The 15,656-nt window shown below is 71.0% G+C and carries 13 protein-coding genes; 7 read left to right on the top strand and 6 right to left on the bottom strand.

Annotated features, from left to right (window positions below; translation table 11 throughout):
- Positions 1-133: 133 nt before the first annotated feature.
- Positions 134-1,021, top strand: coding sequence for a S1 family peptidase (locus tag ACZ5VC_RS11475; protein ID WP_469119847.1), 888 nt, complete (start codon positions 134-136; stop codon positions 1,019-1,021).
- 63 nt (positions 1,022-1,084) lie between these two features.
- Here the strand turns inward: ACZ5VC_RS11475 and ACZ5VC_RS11470 are convergent, their stop codons facing one another.
- A complete protein-coding gene (locus ACZ5VC_RS11470; RefSeq protein ID WP_469119846.1) occupies positions 1,085-2,023 on the bottom strand; it encodes an FAD-dependent monooxygenase in 939 nt (312 codons plus the stop codon).
- Positions 2,024-2,275: 252 nt separating this feature from the next.
- On the opposite strand from ACZ5VC_RS11470, the gene ACZ5VC_RS11465 reads away from it, so the two are divergent.
- Positions 2,276-3,541 (top strand): serine hydrolase domain-containing protein, encoded by a 1,266-nt coding sequence (locus tag ACZ5VC_RS11465; protein WP_469119845.1) that lies wholly within the window; start codon positions 2,276-2,278, stop codon positions 3,539-3,541.
- Positions 3,542-3,675: 134 nt separating this feature from the next.
- On the opposite strand, the gene ACZ5VC_RS11460 is transcribed toward ACZ5VC_RS11465, so the two are convergent.
- The 4 genes from ACZ5VC_RS11460 to ACZ5VC_RS11445 form a co-directional block, all read right to left on the bottom strand.
- Positions 3,676-4,941 carry an alpha/beta fold hydrolase gene (locus ACZ5VC_RS11460; protein WP_469119844.1) on the bottom strand — a complete coding sequence of 422 codons (1,266 nt, stop codon included), beginning with the start codon at positions 4,939-4,941 and terminating at the stop codon, positions 3,676-3,678.
- Positions 4,942-5,153: 212 nt separating this feature from the next.
- Positions 5,154-5,864, bottom strand: coding sequence for a GntR family transcriptional regulator (locus tag ACZ5VC_RS11455; RefSeq protein ID WP_469120209.1), 711 nt, complete (start codon positions 5,862-5,864; stop codon positions 5,154-5,156).
- 47 nt (positions 5,865-5,911) lie between these two features.
- Positions 5,912-7,294: an aldehyde dehydrogenase family protein gene (locus tag ACZ5VC_RS11450; protein ID WP_469119843.1), complete on the bottom strand. Its 1,383-nt coding sequence runs from the start codon at positions 7,292-7,294 to the stop codon at positions 5,912-5,914.
- 262 nt (positions 7,295-7,556) lie between these two features.
- Positions 7,557-8,465: a dihydrodipicolinate synthase family protein gene (locus ACZ5VC_RS11445; protein ID WP_469119842.1), complete on the bottom strand. Its 909-nt coding sequence runs from the start codon at positions 8,463-8,465 to the stop codon at positions 7,557-7,559.
- Between the two features lie 269 nt (positions 8,466-8,734).
- Between ACZ5VC_RS11445 and ACZ5VC_RS11440 the strand changes: the two genes are divergently transcribed.
- Genes ACZ5VC_RS11440 through ACZ5VC_RS11420 form a run of 5 tightly spaced genes read left to right on the top strand, consistent with a single transcriptional unit; the run spans position 8,735 to position 14,379 of the window.
- Positions 8,735-10,480, top strand: a complete 1,746-nt coding sequence (locus ACZ5VC_RS11440) for an ABC transporter substrate-binding protein (RefSeq protein WP_469119841.1) — start codon at positions 8,735-8,737, stop codon at positions 10,478-10,480.
- 14 nt (positions 10,481-10,494) lie between these two features.
- Entirely contained in the window at positions 10,495-11,418 is a 924-nt protein-coding gene (locus ACZ5VC_RS11435) for an ABC transporter permease (RefSeq protein WP_469119840.1), read from the top strand.
- Positions 11,415-12,401 (top strand): ABC transporter permease, encoded by a 987-nt coding sequence (locus ACZ5VC_RS11430; protein ID WP_469119839.1) that lies wholly within the window; start codon positions 11,415-11,417, stop codon positions 12,399-12,401. The genes ACZ5VC_RS11435 and ACZ5VC_RS11430 overlap by 4 nt, the downstream gene beginning before the upstream one ends.
- A complete protein-coding gene (locus ACZ5VC_RS11425) occupies positions 12,401-13,405 on the top strand; it encodes an ABC transporter ATP-binding protein (protein ID WP_469119838.1) in 1,005 nt (334 codons plus the stop codon). Before ACZ5VC_RS11430 ends, ACZ5VC_RS11425 begins: the two co-directional genes overlap by 1 nt.
- The gene (locus ACZ5VC_RS11420) at positions 13,402-14,379 is read left to right on the top strand and encodes an ABC transporter ATP-binding protein (RefSeq protein WP_469119837.1); all 978 of its coding nucleotides are present in this window, start codon (positions 13,402-13,404) and stop codon (positions 14,377-14,379) included. The genes ACZ5VC_RS11425 and ACZ5VC_RS11420 overlap by 4 nt, the downstream gene beginning before the upstream one ends.
- A gap of 56 nt (positions 14,380-14,435) precedes the next feature.
- On the opposite strand, the gene ACZ5VC_RS11415 is transcribed toward ACZ5VC_RS11420, so the two are convergent.
- The gene (locus tag ACZ5VC_RS11415; RefSeq protein WP_469119836.1) at positions 14,436-15,584 is read right to left on the bottom strand and encodes a M6 family metalloprotease domain-containing protein; all 1,149 of its coding nucleotides are present in this window, start codon (positions 15,582-15,584) and stop codon (positions 14,436-14,438) included.
- Positions 15,585-15,656 lie beyond the last annotated feature (72 nt).

The raw sequence follows: 15,656 nt of genomic DNA, 5'->3' as shown, positions 1-15,656 counted from the left end.
CGCCACATTTCCAGCCAGGAGTAAACCTCCGGCGCTGATCCTCGGTCTCGTATCACGTCATGTGCCGAAGGACCAACGACCAGAAAGGTCCGGACCTTTGGCACTCCCTCGACGAAGTGGAGACCAACCCCCCATGCGATTCACCCTTCGCGGCCGTGCACGCCGGATAACCTCCGTCGGCCTGGCTTCGAGTGCCGCCCTCGCGCTCGTCGCGTCGGCCGCCACCGCCGCCACCGCCCACGCCGCGGCGCCCGATGAGCGCGGCAAGCCCGTCGTCAACATCATCGGCGGCGTGGAGCAGCCGGACTCCGCCTACCCGTGGATGGCCGCCCTGCTGGCCAAGGGCAAGGGCAGCGCGACGGACCGCCAGTTCTGCGGCGCGAGCCTGGTCAGCAGCGATGTCGTCATGACGGCCGCCCACTGTGTGACGGGTGCCAAGGCGAAGCAGCTGGAAGTCACCGTCGGCCGGACCGTGCTGTCCAACAAGAGTCAGGGTCAGCTTCGTTCGGTGCGCAGCATCGTGACGCACCCGCGCTACCTCAACGGTGACTCCGCGTACGACCTGGCACTGTTGGAGCTGGCCAAGCCGGTCACCGACATCGTCCCGGTCAAGCTGCCGACCATGGGCACCGACGCCCTGCTCCGGCCCGGCGCCAAGGCCACGGTCATCGGCTGGGGCAACACGGGCACCGAGCTGCCCCACTACGCCGACCGGCTGCGCGGCGTGCAGGTGCCGATCGTGTCGCACACCGAGTGCAAGGCGACCTACCCGGGCTACAACAAGGCCGTCAACGTCTGCGCGGGCGTCGAGGGCAAGGACTCCTGCCAGGGTGACAGCGGTGGCCCGCTGTTCCGCAAGGTGTCCGGCCGGACGTACCAGATCGGCATCGTGTCGTACGGCGAGGGCTGCGCCGAGCAGGGCGCGCCCGGTGTCTACGCGTCGACCAGCTCGGCCAAGCTGTGGAACACGCTCGCCGAGTCCCCCGAGGGCAAGCGCGTGAAGAAGCTGCTCGGGCGCTGACGCCGTCGGGCCGGTCGCACGCCTGCCCGGCGTGCGACCGGTCGGTGGCAGGGTCGCGTGCGCTCAGACTCGGGGGCCCGTCGCAGCGACCCCGGGTGTCCGGAAGACGCTTTCGAGGTGGGTGGTCAGTTCCCGGGCGGACGGCGGACAGAACCGGGCGCTCAGATAGCCGTCGGGGCGCACCAGGAAGGCGGTGGCGCTGTCGACGCCGTAGATCCGCGCGAACTCGCCCCCGCTGTCCCGGTACACCGGCAGCGGGTGTCCGTCCGCCCCGGTGCCGGCCGGTGTTCCGTCGGCGAGAACGGCACAGACTCCCACCTCGTTCCCCGACAACTTGCGCGCCGCGGTGGCGACGTCGACGAACCCGCGGTCGGACTTCTGGTCCGCCGTGCCGTTTCCGTACAGCAGCAGCACATGCCCACGGTTGCGCAACAGGTCGTACAGCCGCAGGGGGTAGGTGGCGATGTCGCCGATGAGGCCGCCGCAGTCCGGGGCCCGCTCCCCGGGCTGAGGGCCTGAGCCGTCGTTCCGCCGGTCCGGGCGGCCCACGATGGGACTGTCGGGGTAGGCGACCAGCAACTGCGCCTCGCGCAGCATCAGGGTCTCCGCGTCCGCCGGATCGGCCTGGACGCCCTCGGCGGCGTGCCTGACCGTACGGCCCACGACCTCCTCGCCCACCGGCCGCCGCTCCGCGTCGTAACTCGCGAGCAGGCTCGGCTGTGCGGCGCCACCGACGGCGAGGGCGAGCTTCCAGGCCAGGTTGAAGGCGTCCTGGATACCGGTGTTCATGCCCTGCGCTCCCGTCGGCGGATGGATGTGCGCCGCGTCCCCGGCGACGAAGACCCGGCCCTCTCCGTACCGGTCGACCAGCCGGTGGCTGATCCGGAAGACCGACGACCAGCGCATGGTGGACGCGGTGGTCGGCCGCGGCGAGAGCCGGTCCAGGACCGCCTGGATGTGCGCGAGCTCGGGGGCACGTCCCCCTTCCAGGCCGTGGGCCACCCCCTCCGCTCCCCCGCCGGCGCTCTCGGCCCCCGGGCGGTGGACAGTTCGGGCGGCACCCGCGTCGACATGCGGTACCGGCCCGTGCCGGGCAGCGGAATGCACACCAGCACGTCGTCGACGGCGCCGTCGGCGTGGTCACCCCCGGGACGGCCGCCGTCCACCGCGGTCCCTCCACGCCGCCATGCGGGATCACCCGTGCGGACCTAGCCTGAGACGGGAGTTTTTTCCTCGTCCGGCAGGAGGACTGCCATGAGGTACTCGATCCCCTGGCGCAAGGCGTGCATCGGTCTGGCAGCGGGAACTCTGCTGGTGGTACCGGTGAGCGCGGGAAGCGTCTACGGCGCTCCCTCTCCGGAACCGACCCTCACGTCGTCACCCTCCTCGGACGACGACTTCACCCAACTCAGCCCCGCCGTCACCGCGCGCCTGGACACGGCGATCCAGAAGGTCATGCGCGACGCCGGGGACCCGGGCGTGGTCGTCGCGCTGTCGGCGCCGGGCAAGGGCACGTACGTCCGGTCGTTCGGTGTCGCCGACAAGGCCAACGGCGCCGAGATGACCCCCGACATGAACATACGCATCGGCAGCGAGACCAAGACCTTCACCGTGACCGCGCTGCTCGAACTGGTCGATCAGGGCAAGGTCGGCCTGGACGACCCGATCGGGAAGTACATCGACGGCGTCCCCAACGGCGACCGGATCACGCTGCGGAACCTCGCGGAGATGCGCAGCGGGCTGTTCAGCTACACGATGGACGACGGCTTCCTCAAGGCGCTGCTCACCGACCCCGAGCGGCCGTTCACTCCCCAGCAGTTGCTGGACTACGCCTTCAAGCACCCGGTGCAGTCCCAGCCGGGCGAGAAGTTCTTCTACTGCAACACCAACCTGATCCTGCTGGGGCTGGTCGTGGAGAAGGCCGGCGGAATGCCGCTCCCCGAGTTCATCGAGCAGAACGTCACGAAGCCCGCCGGGCTGCGGAACACGATATTCCCCACCGGCGCCGAGTTCCCGAACCCGCACCCGCACGGCTACACCAACCAGACGCTCAGCGGGAAGGTCGAGGACTCGACGAACTGGAACCCCTCCTGGGGCTGGGCCGCCGGCGCGATGATCTCCAACCTCCAGGACCTGCGCAGGTGGGCCCGCGTTCTCGCCACCGGCGCGCTGCTGACGCCCGAAACCCAGGCGCAGCGCCTCAAGACCCTTCCGACGGGCATTCCGGGCGCCGGCTACGGACTGGGTATCTTCAACGTGCAGGGGTGGATCGGCCACAACGGCTCGCTGCCCGGGTACGAGACCCTGACCATGTACCTGCCGGAGTCGAAGGCGACGCTGGTCGTGATGCTCAACACGGACATCCTGCAGGACGAGATCGAACCGAGTACCAGGTTCGGCCAGGCGATCACCGAGATCGTGACTCCGGACCACGTCTACAACCTGCCGGTCGTCCCCGCCCGTCCGACCGGCCCGCCGGCCTCCTCGTCGCCCTCGTCCCCCTCCTCCCCCTCCTCCTGACGCGGAGCCAGGAGGACCAAGGCACTGAGGCACTGAGGCACTGAGGCACCGACCAGTCGGCGTTCACGATCCGGACCGGTCCTTCTCCGGTCCGGATCGTGGCGTTGACCGTCGCATGGATGCGGCGGGAGGGGCTACGCGCGACCCGCGGCCATTGCCATCAGGCGTTCGAGTACACGGCCGCCCGAGGCGCTGACGCCGTCGTGCTCCCACTCGTTGGTGACCCAGGTGCGGGTGGCGCCGACGGCGCGGGCGGTACGCAGCGAGAGTGAGGCGTCCACGTACATGTCGTCGTGGTAGACGATCGCGGCGAGCGGAACCTCGTTGGCGGCGAGGCGGTCCAGGTCGTACAGCGGAGGCCAGTCGGCGCGCCCGGCCAGGAGGTCCGCGGCGTCCGCGAAGGGGCGCAGGCCCGCGATCTCCCGGAACATCCAGGGGTAGATCATTTCTCCGGTGAGGAGGAGCGGGTCCGCGTCGTCGGCGAACTCCGGGAAGCGGGCGAGGGCGCGTGCGGCGGCCCAGTCGGACGGACCGGCGCCCTGGCCGTAGAGCGTCTCCTGCATCACGGCGAAGAGCGGATTGTCGATGAACCCGGTGAGCGTCATCACCTGGTGGAGGAAGGTGTCGGTCGGCTGGCCGTCGGCGCCGAAGGCCTCGTCGAGCAGCCAGTGGATCCGCTCGAACCCGTCTCCCATGCCGAGGGCCAGCCCGAGGGTGCGCAGCCGGCGGGTGGTGAAGCGATCGCCGTTGGGCAGTCGGATGTCACCGGCCGCGAGGAGGTCGGCGAGTTTACGGAGGCGGGGGGCGTCCTCGGGGTAGCGGGCGTAGAAGTCGAGGACCCGGTCGCGAACCCGGGGATAGGTGCGGGCGTACACGTCGTCGGCGGTGGCGGTGAGACCGGGCAGGCCGCCGGTCACGTAGCAGGCGCGAACGCCCTGCGGGGCCTGGGAGAGATAGGTGAGGGTGATGAAGCCGCCGTAGCTCTGCCCCAGGGTCTCCCATGGGGTGTCACCGCACAGCCTCCGGCGGATCAGTTCCGCGTCTCGCACGATGGCGTCGGCACGGAAGTGACCGAGATGGCGGGCGAGTTGGGCCGCCGAGGAGAATCCGGACACGGACCGTGCGGTGACCGGGGTGGAGCGACCGGTGCCGCGCTGGTCGAGCAGCAGTACGCGGTGGGTCTTGAGCGCCTGCGGAAGCCAGCCCGGGGATCCGGCGGACGGGCGCGGCGACTTGCCGCCCGGGCCGCCCTGGAGATAGAGCAGCCAGGGCAGTTGCTCGCCGCGGCGGGCGGGGTCGGCGACCTCACGGGCGAAGACCTCGATGGTGGGGCCGTCGGGGGCCTGGTGATCGAGGGGAACGCTGAAGACGTGGTCGACGGTCGCGTACGCCGGATTCATGGATCCCTTTCACGTCGGGGCGGCGGTCGCCGGTCACCTCGCGCCCGGCGGACCGTGCGGCCCGTCGGGGCCGTCCGGCCGTCGGGCGCGGCGGCCGGGCGGGACAGCGCGGGCGTGGTGCCGCGGGGGCCGTAGGAGCGGTGTGACATGACAAGGTCAGTGTGCTGGGGCTTCCGTGTCTCCGGGAGCCCTCGCCCCGGCATAAGGCCGCGTTATGAGCCGGCCGCCCGGCCGCGCTCTGCGGCCGCCGCACGGGAGGCGTCGTTCCTGGCCCACAGGGAGCGCACATGCCCCAGGTGCTTGGTCATGCACTTCTCCGCGCCCCTGCGGTCCCCCGCGATCATCAGGTCGAGAAGCTCCAGGTGTTCCTCGGCCGACGGGAGGAGTTCGCCGCGCTCGTCCAGTGCGGTGAGCCCGTAGAGGCGGGACCGCTTGCGCAGCTCGCCGACGGTCTCGACGAGACGGTCGTTCCCGCCGAGGCCGAGCAGCGTGAGATGGAACTTGCGATCGGCTTCCAGATAGCCGATGAGATCGTGCTCACGGGCCGCGCTCACGATCTCCTCGGCGATCGGACGCAGCGCCTCCAGTTCCTCGCGAGAGGCGGTGCGGGTGATCCGGCCGACCATGGGGATCTCGATGAGCGCGCGGATCTCGCTGTACTGGTCGAGGTCGCGCTCGTCGACCTCGGTGACGCGGAACCCCTTGTTGCGGACGGGCTCGACCAGGCCCTCCCGGACCAGGTCGAGCATCGCCTCGCGCACCGGGGTGGCGGAGATGCCGAAGTCCTCGGCCAGCGTCGGCGCGGAGTACACCATGCCCGGCCGCAGCTCACCGGAGATCAGGGCCGCCCGCAGGGCATGGAGGACCTGGTCGCGCAGCCGCTCCCGGGAGGCGTTGAGGTCGCGGCGGGTCAGATGCCCCATGACGGTGGTGATCCCTTCGTTCAAGTTTCGATCACCACCGTACAATGTCACGTTGTTTCAGCTGGTGACAGGGTATAGGTGCGCCCGGATGCATAGAAGTCCAGAGCCGCTCGGCCCTGTTCGCGCGCTCCGTGGCTGGACGCCTTGGCGCCCCCGAACGGCAGATGGAAGTCCACGCCGGTGGACGGAGCGTTGATCCGGACCATTCCGGTGTCGAGCCCGTCCAGTCCGCGCAGGGCCGTGTCGAGATCGGCCGTGTGGACCGAGGTGACGAGACCGTACGGCACGGAATTGGTGAGCCGGACCGCGTGGGCGAGGTCGTCGGCGGGCACCAGGGCGGCGACGGGGCCGAAGACCTCCTCCCGCAGCAGCCGGTGTTCCGGGGCGACCTTCTCGACCAGGGTCGGGGCCGCGTACCAGCCGGGGCCCGGTGGCACGGTGCCGCCCGCCAGTGTGGGCAGCCCCTGCCAGGCGTCGCACACCCGGTCGCGGGCCTGCTCGTCGATGAGCGGTCCGCACACGGTGGCGGCGTCGGCCGGGTCGCCCACCGGCACCGCGCGAAGCGCCTCGGAGAGCGCCTCCCGCAGGGGCCCGAGGGCGGACCCGACCGCGATCACGCGGCTGGTGGCGGTGCACTTCTGGCCGGCGTATCCGGCGATGGCGGCGGCGATGTGGGCCGCCGCCTGCTCGATGCCGGCGTCCGGCAGAACGATCGCCGCGTTCAGGCCGCCCATCTCGGCCTGGACCGGGATGCCCCGGGTCGTGGCGGTGCGGACGACGGCCCGGCCGACGACGGTGGAACCGGTGAAGGAGACGACGTCGACGGCGGAGACCACGGCGTTGCCCTCGGTCGCTCCGCCGGGCAGGACGGTGAACACCCCGGCGGGCAGGGCCTGCCGCACGACCTCGGCCAGGCGCTGGGCGCAGGCGGTGGCCTCGGGGGCCGGCTTGAGGACGACCGTGTTGCCGACGGCGAGGGCCGGGGCGGCCTTCCAACTCGGAATGGCGAAGGGGAAGTTCCAGGGCGTGATCAGCCCGGCCACGCCGTGCGGGCGGCGGCGGGTCAGAAGCAGCCCCGGTCCCGAGGCGGTCTCATGGACCGCGCCCGTGGGTTCGTAGGGGGCCTGGGCGTAGTAGCGCCAGATCGCGGCGGTACGCGCGACTTCGGCGTTGGCCTCGGCGAGCGGCTTGCCCACCTCACGCACGGCGAGTGCGGCCAGTTCGGCCGCGGCCGCGTCGATGGCGGTGGCGACCGCGTCGAGCGCGGCGGAGCGGGCGGCCGCCCCGCGGAGCAGCCAGTCCGGCTGTCCGGCCCGGGTCCGCTCCACGGCGTCGGCCGCCACGAAGGCCCCGGGCGCGGGGATGCGCAGGAGTACGTCGTCCGGGTCGGCCGGATTTCGGGAGATGACGGACGCGACGGCGGTGGTCATGGGAGGAAGCCTCCGGGAAGGGGTCGTCCGGTTCGGGGAAGTACGGGGGTGGTGCCGATGGTCGCGGCGGGGGCCGGGTGGGACCGGCCGGGGGTGGCCGACGACGGCCCGGGGCAGCCGGTGGCCGACGATGGCCGGGCCGGGAGGGCGGTCGGGCGGGCGACGATGGCCCGGGGGCGGCCGGTCACGGCCGGTGGTGGCCGGGTGCCGGCCGGGTGCCGGCCGGGTGGTGAACTCGGCGGCCGGGTGGACGGGACCGTGGTCAGTGGTGTCCGTCGGCGACGGCCTTCTCGGTGGCCGTCCGCACCCCCGCCTCGATCTCTCCACCGAGCGGCAGACGCGGCGGCCGGGTGGGTCCGCCGCGGCGGCCCACGATGTCCATGGACAGCTTGATGGACTGGACGAACTCGGTCTTCGAGTCCCAGCGCAGCAGCGAGTGAAGGGACCGGTAGAGCGGCAGTGCGGTGGCCAGATCGCCCGCGACCGCCGCGTGGTAGAGCTCCGCGCAGGTCGCGGGGAAGGCGTTGGGGTATCCGGCGATCCAGCCGACCGCTCCCGCGAGGGCCAGCTCGAGCAGGACGTCGTCCGCGCCGATCAGGAGGTCGAGGTCCGGAGCGAGTTCCGCGATCTCGTAGGCGCGGCGTACGTCGCCGGTGAACTCCTTGACGGCGACGATGCTTCCGCTGCGGTGCAGGTCGGCGAGCAGGGACGGGGTGAGGTCGACCTTGGTGTCGATGGGGTTGTTGTACGCCACGACGGGAATCCCGGCCCCGGCCACCTCGGCGTAGTGGGCGCGCACGGCCGGCTCGTCGGCCCGGTAGGCGTTGGGCGGCAGCAGCAGTACCGAGCCGCAGCCCGCCTCGGCGGCCTGCTCCGCCCAGCGGCGGGCCTCGGCGCTGCCGTAGGCGGCGACCCCCGGCATGACCCTGGCCCCGTCGCCCGCCGCCTCGACGGCGGTACGCACCACACGGGCCCGCTCCTCGTCGGTGAGGGTCTGGTACTCGCCGAGCGAGCCGTTGGGCACGACGCCGTCGCAGCCGTTGTCGATCAGCCAGCGGACGTGTTCGGCGTAGGCGTCGTGGTCGACCGACAGATCGTCACGCAGGGGCAGGGTGGTGGCGACCATGACGCCGCGCCAGGGGCGGGCACTGTTCCAGGTGGGGACGGTCATCGCGAGGGGACCTCTCTGTGATGTGTTTCGTCAGGTGCATGGCTCGTGGCGCACGAAGCAACCCCGTGAGCACGACAGTAATATTTCACATTGCACAGCGGCTGCCAAGAGGCCCGCGATCGCCCCTGCCCCACCCCCTCATGCCGCCCCTGGGACACAGCTGGGTAACGGACCTGCTGACTTCTTGTCAGTGCAATTTCACATTACTATGTTACGGGTCACATTCCAGTCAGCTCACTGGCTGCCCGACGTTCTCGGAGTGACCCCTGATGAACAAGCGCACCACCCTCGCCCTCGCCGTCACCCTGGCGGCGGCCCTGACCCTTGGCGCGACCGGCTGTTCCGGCGGGAAGCAGACGAGCGACGACCGGGGAGGGAAGAACCCGATGGCGGCCACCAACGGAACGGTGGTCGGCGGCACTCCGCAGCGGGGCGGCACCCTCACCGTCCTGTCCAACCAGGACTTCACCCATCTCGACCCCGCCCGCAACTGGGTGATGGGCGACATGGACTTCGGGACGCGACTGCTCTACCGCACCCTCGTCACGTACAAGGCGGAACCCGGCGCCAAGGGCGGGGAGCTGGTCCCCGACCTCGCCGAGAACCTCGGCACCTCCTCCAATGGAGCCCGGACCTGGACCTTCACGCTCAAGAAGGGGCTCAAGTTCGAGGACGGCTCGCCCATCACCGCCCAGGACATCAAGTACAACGTCGAGCGGTCCTTCTCACCCGACCTGCCGGGCGGCCCCGACTACGCGGCCCGCTATCTGGCCGGCGCCGAGGGCTATCAGGGCCCGGCCCACGGCAAGCACCTGGACTCCGTCAGGACGCCCGACGCCCACACGATCGTCTTCGAACTGCGCAAGCCCTTCGCCGAGTTCCCCTACGCGACCGTCCTGCCCACCTTCGCCCCGGTTCCCAAGGCCAGGGACAAGGGACCCCAGTACGACAACCGCCCGTTCTCCTCGGGCCCGTACAAGATCGAGAGCTACGCCCGGGACAAGCAGCTCGTGCTGGTCCGCAACAGCCACTGGGACGCGCGGACGGACGGCGTCCGCAAGGCGTACCCCGACAAGGTGGTCGTGACGATGGGCCTCAAGGCCAACCAGATCGACGACCGGCTCATCGCCGGATCGGGCCGGGACGCGTCGTCGGTGTCCTGGGGCAAGCTGCGCCCGGAGAGCACGCCCAAGGTGCTCACCAGGGCGGACGTCAGGGCCCGACTGCTCGCCGAGTCCTCCAACTGCACCGAGATGGTGCAGATGCACACGGGCCGTGCTCCGTTCGACAACGTCAAGGTCCGCCAGGCCGTGCAGTACGCGCTCGACCGGGAGGCGATCCTGACCGCCTCCGGCGGCCCGGCCCTCAACGACGTGGCCACGGCCCTCATGCCCGGCCCGCTCTTCGGCGGCAAGCAGCCCGACACGCTGAGGATCCCGGCCACCGGTGACGTGGAGAAGGCGAAGCAGCTGCTGAAGGAGGCCGGGAAGGCGGCCGGCTTCTCCACCAGCATCACCGTCTCCAACGGTGACAAGGGAGTCGGCGAGGCCGTCCAGCAGTCCCTCGGCCGGGCCGGCATCAAGGTCACCATCGAGACCGTCGACCCGTCGGCCTTCTACGACACCATCGGCGACACCAAGAACCGTACCGATCTCGTCTACACCGGCTGGTGCCCGGACTATCCCTCCGGTTCCACCTTCCTGCCGTTCGTCTTCGACGGCCGCTACATCAAGGAGAAGGGCAACTCCGGCAACCACTCGCTCTTCCGCGACGAGGCGACCATGAAGCGGATGGACGAGATCGCGGCGATGACCGACGCCGGGCAGGCGAACACGGCGTGGCGGGAACTGGACGGCCAGATCCTCGCCAAGGCCCCGACGGCCCCCGCCGTCGTGGAGCGCCTGCCGCTGCTGCTCGGCGGCAACATCGCGGGCGCCTTCGGGCACACCTCCTTCGGCGGCCAGATCGACTACGCGACCGTCGGCCTCAAGAACCCTGCGAAGAGCGGAAGCTGAGGGAACGTCACCTCATGTCCACCACCACATCCGTTCCCTCCGGCAGCGGCCCGTGGCAGCTCGCCCGCGCGGAACTGCGCCGTCGCCCCTCCGTGAGAATCTCCCTCGTCGTGGTCGCGCTCTTCGCGGTCATGGCGGCGGCGGCCCCGCTGCTCGGCGCCCTGGGCGGCTGGGCGCCCGACGAGTTCGACAAGTCCGCCGTCGACCCCTATCTGGGCGGGCTGCCCATCGGCCCGCTCGGCGGCATCGGCGCCGACCACTGGCTCGGCGTCGAACCCGTCACGGGCCGGGACCTGTTCGCCCGGGTGGTGCACGGCGCCCAGGTGTCCCTGCTCATCGCCTTCGCCGCGACGGCGATCGTCGTCGCCGCCGGGACGGCGGCGGGCGTCGCGGCCGGTTACTTCGGCGGCCGAGTGGACACCGTGCTCTCCCGCCTGATGGATCTCACCATGTCCTTCCCCTCGCTCATCTTCATGATCGCGATGATGTCGGTGTCCCGGGACGTCAACCGGATCGTGCTCATGACGGCCGTCATCGGGCTGTTCGGCTGGCCCGGCATCGCCCGCGTCGTACGGGGCCAGACCCTCTCGCTCAAACACCGCGAGTACGTCGAGGCCGCGCGGGTGGGCGGCGCCGGGCCATGGCGCATCCTCACCCGCGACATCCTCCCGGGCGTCGCCGGCCCCGTCATCGCGTACACCACCCTGATCATCCCCGGGATGATCGCCACCGAGGCGGCACTCAGCTACCTGGGCGTCGGCGTCCGCCCGCCCACCCCGTCCTGGGGCCAGATGATCGCCGAGAGCGTCGCCTTCTACGACACGGACCCCATGTACTTCCTCATTCCGAGCCTCTGCCTCTTCCTCACGGTGCTCGCCTTCACCCTCCTCGGCGACGCCCTGCGCGACGTCCTCGACCCGAGAGGCAGCCGCACATGATGCTCCATCTCGGCCGCCGGCTGCTCGGCGTCGCCGGCGTCCTCCTCGCCATCGCCGCCGTCACCTTCACGATCTTCTACGTCCTTCCCTCCGACCCGGCCGCCGCGGCCTGCGGCAAGTCCTGCAGCGCCGAACGGCTGGAGGCGATCCGCGCGCACATGGGCCTGGACCAGCCGGTGTGGCGGCAGTTCGCGGACTTCGTCACCGGCGTCTTCACCGGCCGCACCATGGGCAGCGGCCCGTACGCCCTGCACTGCGACTTCCCGTGCCTGGGCTACTCCTACGAGAACAGCAACGCCGTCTGGGACCTGCTGCTGGACCGGTTGCCCGTCTCCGCCTCCCTCGCGCTGGGCGCCGCGGTGATCTGGCTGGCGCTCGGGCTCTCCACGGGCGTCGCGGCCGCCCTGCACAAGGACACCCTCACCGACCGGGCCCTGATGGTCGGCGCGGTCGCCGGCGCGTCCCTGCCCGTCTACTTCACCTCGGTGATGCTGATCTACGGTCTGATCCGGGTGACCGGACTTCTGCCGTATCCGCAGTACGTGGCGTTCGGGACGAACCCCGTTGAGTGGGCCTCGAACCTGTTGCTGCCCTGGCTCGCCCTGGCCATTCTGTACGCCGCCATGTACGCCCGGCAGAGCCGCAGTTCGATGATCGAGACGATGGCGGAGCCGTACATCCGCACCGCCCGGGCGAAGGGCCTGCCGCGTCGTACGGTCGTCGTCAAACACGGGCTGCGCGCGGGCATGACACCGATTCTCACGATCTTCGGGATGGACCTGGGCGGACTGCTCGCGGGCGCGGTGATCACCGAGTCCATCTTCGGGCTCCCGGGCGTGGGACGGCTCTTCTACGGTGCGCTCGCCACCGGCGACCAGCCGGTCATCCTCGGTGTCACCCTGCTCGCCGCCGCCTTCATCGTCGTCGCCAACCTGGTGGTCGACCTTCTGTACGCCGTCGTCGACCCGAGGGTGAGGTACTGATGGCCGACCCCCAGCCCCTGCTGTCCGTACGGGATCTGACCGTGACCTTCCCGACCCGCCACGGCCCCGTGCGGGCCGTGGACTCCCTTGCCTTCGAGGTGCGGCAGGGGCGGACCCTCGGCATCGTGGGCGAGTCGGGCTCCGGCAAGTCCGTCACCTCCATGGCCGTGATGGGTCTGCACACCGGCGCCGAGGTCACCGGCTCGATCGCCCTCGGCGGACGCGAACTGGTCGCGATGCCCGAGCGCGAGCTGAACCGGCTCCGCGGCCGGAGGATGGCGATGATCTTCCAGGACCCGCTCTCCAGCCTCCACCCCTACTACACCGTCGGTGAGCAGATAGCCGAGCACCACCGGGTGCACATCGGCAGCGGCCGAAGGGCCGCCCGGGAGCGGGCCGTCGAGGCGCTCGGCGAGGTCGGCATACCCGAGCCCCGTCGCCGGGCGGGCGAGTACCCGCACCAGTTCTCCGGCGGTATGCGCCAGCGCGTCATGATCGCCATGGCCCTGGCCTGCGAACCCGACCTGCTCATCGCGGACGAGCCGACCACGGCCCTGGACGTCACCGTCCAGGCCCAGATCCTGGAGCTGATCGCCCGTCTCCAGCAGGAGCGCGGCCTCGCCGTCATCATGATCACGCATGATCTGGGGGTGGTCGCCCGGGTCGCCCACGACGTCCTGGTGATGTACGGCGGCCGGGCCGCCGAACAGGCACCGGTGGACGCCTTGTTCGCGTCCCCGGCGCACCCCTACACCCGGGCCCTGCTCGACTCCCTGCCCCGGCTCGACGACAGCGACGACGAACCGCTGCGGGTGATTCCCGGCAGCCCTCCGTCCCTGCTCACGCCCGCTCCCGGCTGCGCGTTCGCACCGCGCTGCCCACGTCTGTCCGCCGGACCGGCCCAGGAGCGGTCCCGCTGCCGGACGGAGCGCCCCCTCCTCAGCGGGCCCGCCGGACACCCGGCCGCCTGCCACTTCCCCACGCGCGAAGGCATCGCCCCATGACCACCACCGCACCTCTGCTGTCCGTACGCGACCTGACGATGACCTTCCCCGGGAGACGCCGCGCCGCGCCGCCCGTGCGGGCCGTCGACGGCATCAGCTTCGACGTGGCGGCGGGCGAGACCCTGGGCCTCGTCGGAGAGTCCGGTTGCGGCAAGTCCACCACGGGCCGCACGATCGTCCGTCTGCTGGAGCCCACCGCCGGTTCCGTCGTCTTCGACGGGCGTGACATCAGCCATCTGTCGCAGCGGGAGCTGAAGCCGCTGCGCAAGGACCTGCACATGGTCTTCCAGGATCCGCACTCCTCCCTCAACCCCCGCCAGACGGTGGCCCGGATCATCTCCGACCCGCTGATGGTGCGCGGGAGTTCCGCCGCCGAGGCGCGCAAGCGGGCGGCCGAACTCATGGATCTGGTCGGGCTGATCCCCGAACACATCGACCGCTATCCGCACGAGTTCTCCGGCGGACAGGCCCAGCGCATCGGCATCGCCCGCTCGCTGGCCACCGGCCCGCGTCTCGTCGTGGCCGACGAACCGGTCTCCGCGCTCGACGTCTCCGTACAGGCCCAGATCGTCAACCTGATGGAGCGCCTCCAGGGGGAACTCGGCCTCGCCTACCTCTTCATCGCCCACGACCTGTCGGTGGTCAAGCGGGTGTGCGACCGCGTCGCCGTGATGTACCTGGGCCGGATCGTCGAGATGGGCCCGAAGGAACGGCTCTACGCGGCCCCCGCCCACCCCTACACGCGCGCGCTGCTGTCGGCCGTCCCGTTGCCCGACCCGGCCGCGGAACGGGCCCGGGAGCGGATCACCCTGCTGGGCGATCCGCCGAGTCCGGCGGCTCCGCCGTCCGGCTGCACCTTCCACCCGCGCTGCCCCAGGGCGCAGGAGGTCTGCCGCACCGAGGCACCGCTGCTGCGGATCGCGGCCCCCGGCGAGACGCGGCAGGTGGCCTGCCACTTCCCCGAGAGCGCCTGAACGGGGTTGCGCCCCGGATCCGCGGCGGGATCCGGGGCGCAACCGTTCACAGGGGGTCATGACTTGGTGATCCGCACGGTCTCTCCGTATCCGTCGGCGCGCAGCACGTCGATCCGCACACCGGCCGCCGGGTCGGTGAACGACTCGCCGGCCCAGTAGGGGCCGTCGTCCAGCGGGCGGCAGCCGCCGGCCGGCGCGGCGGAGGGCTTGGCGTCCATCACCCGGACGGGTCCCTGGCCGGTCGCCGTGGACGTGTCGATCCGGTAGATCAGCGCGCCGGTCGAGCAGAGGCCCGTGTCCCCCTGGACCGCCCGTCTCGATTCGACCACGTAGGCGGTCGTGGGTCCGGTGCGTACCACCGCCATCTTGGTGCCGCTGCCGTACTCGACCGCGGTCAGGTACACGGTGTCGCTGCCCTTCGAGGCCCGGCAGACGACCTGGCTGTCGCTCGTCCAGCCGAGCTTCCAGGACTGCCAGGCGAAGTACTGCGGTCCGGCGCCGCCGATCAGGCCCATCACGTCCCAGCCGCCGACGAAGCGGTGGGTGTCGGTTCCCGAGTCGAACGCGTAGAGATCGGGCAGTCCGAAGGTGTGCCCGGTCTCATGGGCCACCAGCTTGGGCCCCCAGTGCCACATGTCCTGGCCGAAGGTCACGGCCCACTTGACCCGGCTGCCGTCCGCGACGACGCCCGCCGTTCCGGGCTCGTACACATAGGTGGGTGTGAAGGAGATCGCCGGCGCGTTCCTGGTCGCGACGACGTACACCATGTCGTACCGCGAGAAGTCCACGTACGGATCGGCAGCCGCGACGGCGTCCTTGAGGTACGCCTCGTGCGTCTCGTGCGTCAGGCCCCGGGCGAAGCCGTAGTCCGTCGACCGGTGGGGCATCCGCATCCACTGCCGGTGCTGGCTGATGGCGAGCCAGGTCTTGCCGTACGAGGCGTGCCAGAGCCAGTCCGCGCCGGGCGTGATCTGCGCGGCGTCGTCGGCCGGGGTCTCCGTGGCGGGCGCGTCGGGGAAGTCCACGAAGATCATGCCGACCTTGACGGTTCCCAGGGGCCGTTTGAACACGGAGTAGTCCGTGTCGTGTCCCTCGTCCGTCCAGCCGGTGGTGCCGCGCAGGGCACAGGCGGAGGGGGCGTCCGCCGCACGGGCGGCAGGCGCGCCGAGCAGGAGCAGGAGCAGGGCGGTGAGCAGGGGTGGCACCAGGAGCGTGCGTCGGATGGGCCATGGACGGCGTTGCGGTAGCACGGAAGTATGTCCTCTCCCTATGTGGCG

This window comes from Streptomyces sp. NPDC033174 (assembly GCF_055577795.1).
Note: the sequence above shows the minus strand (reverse complement) of the source record. Positions and strands in the feature narration are given on the sequence as shown.

Coding starts and splice junctions, on each gene's coding strand:
- ACZ5VC_RS11475 (WP_469119847.1), top strand. CDS start 134: ATGCGATTCACCCTTCGCGGCCGTGCACGCCGGATAACCTCCGTCGGC.
- ACZ5VC_RS11465 (WP_469119845.1), top strand. CDS start 2,276: ATGAGGTACTCGATCCCCTGGCGCAAGGCGTGCATCGGTCTGGCAGCG.
- ACZ5VC_RS11460 (WP_469119844.1), bottom strand. CDS start 4,941: ATGAATCCGGCGTACGCGACCGTCGACCACGTCTTCAGCGTTCCCCTC.
- ACZ5VC_RS11455 (WP_469120209.1), bottom strand. CDS start 5,864: ATGGGGCATCTGACCCGCCGCGACCTCAACGCCTCCCGGGAGCGGCTG.
- ACZ5VC_RS11450 (WP_469119843.1), bottom strand. CDS start 7,294: ATGACCACCGCCGTCGCGTCCGTCATCTCCCGAAATCCGGCCGACCCG.
- ACZ5VC_RS11445 (WP_469119842.1), bottom strand. CDS start 8,465: ATGACCGTCCCCACCTGGAACAGTGCCCGCCCCTGGCGCGGCGTCATG.
- ACZ5VC_RS11440 (WP_469119841.1), top strand. CDS start 8,735: ATGAACAAGCGCACCACCCTCGCCCTCGCCGTCACCCTGGCGGCGGCC.
- ACZ5VC_RS11435 (WP_469119840.1), top strand. CDS start 10,495: ATGTCCACCACCACATCCGTTCCCTCCGGCAGCGGCCCGTGGCAGCTC.
- ACZ5VC_RS11430 (WP_469119839.1), top strand. CDS start 11,415: ATGATGCTCCATCTCGGCCGCCGGCTGCTCGGCGTCGCCGGCGTCCTC.
- ACZ5VC_RS11425 (WP_469119838.1), top strand. CDS start 12,401: ATGGCCGACCCCCAGCCCCTGCTGTCCGTACGGGATCTGACCGTGACC.
- ACZ5VC_RS11420 (WP_469119837.1), top strand. CDS start 13,402: ATGACCACCACCGCACCTCTGCTGTCCGTACGCGACCTGACGATGACC.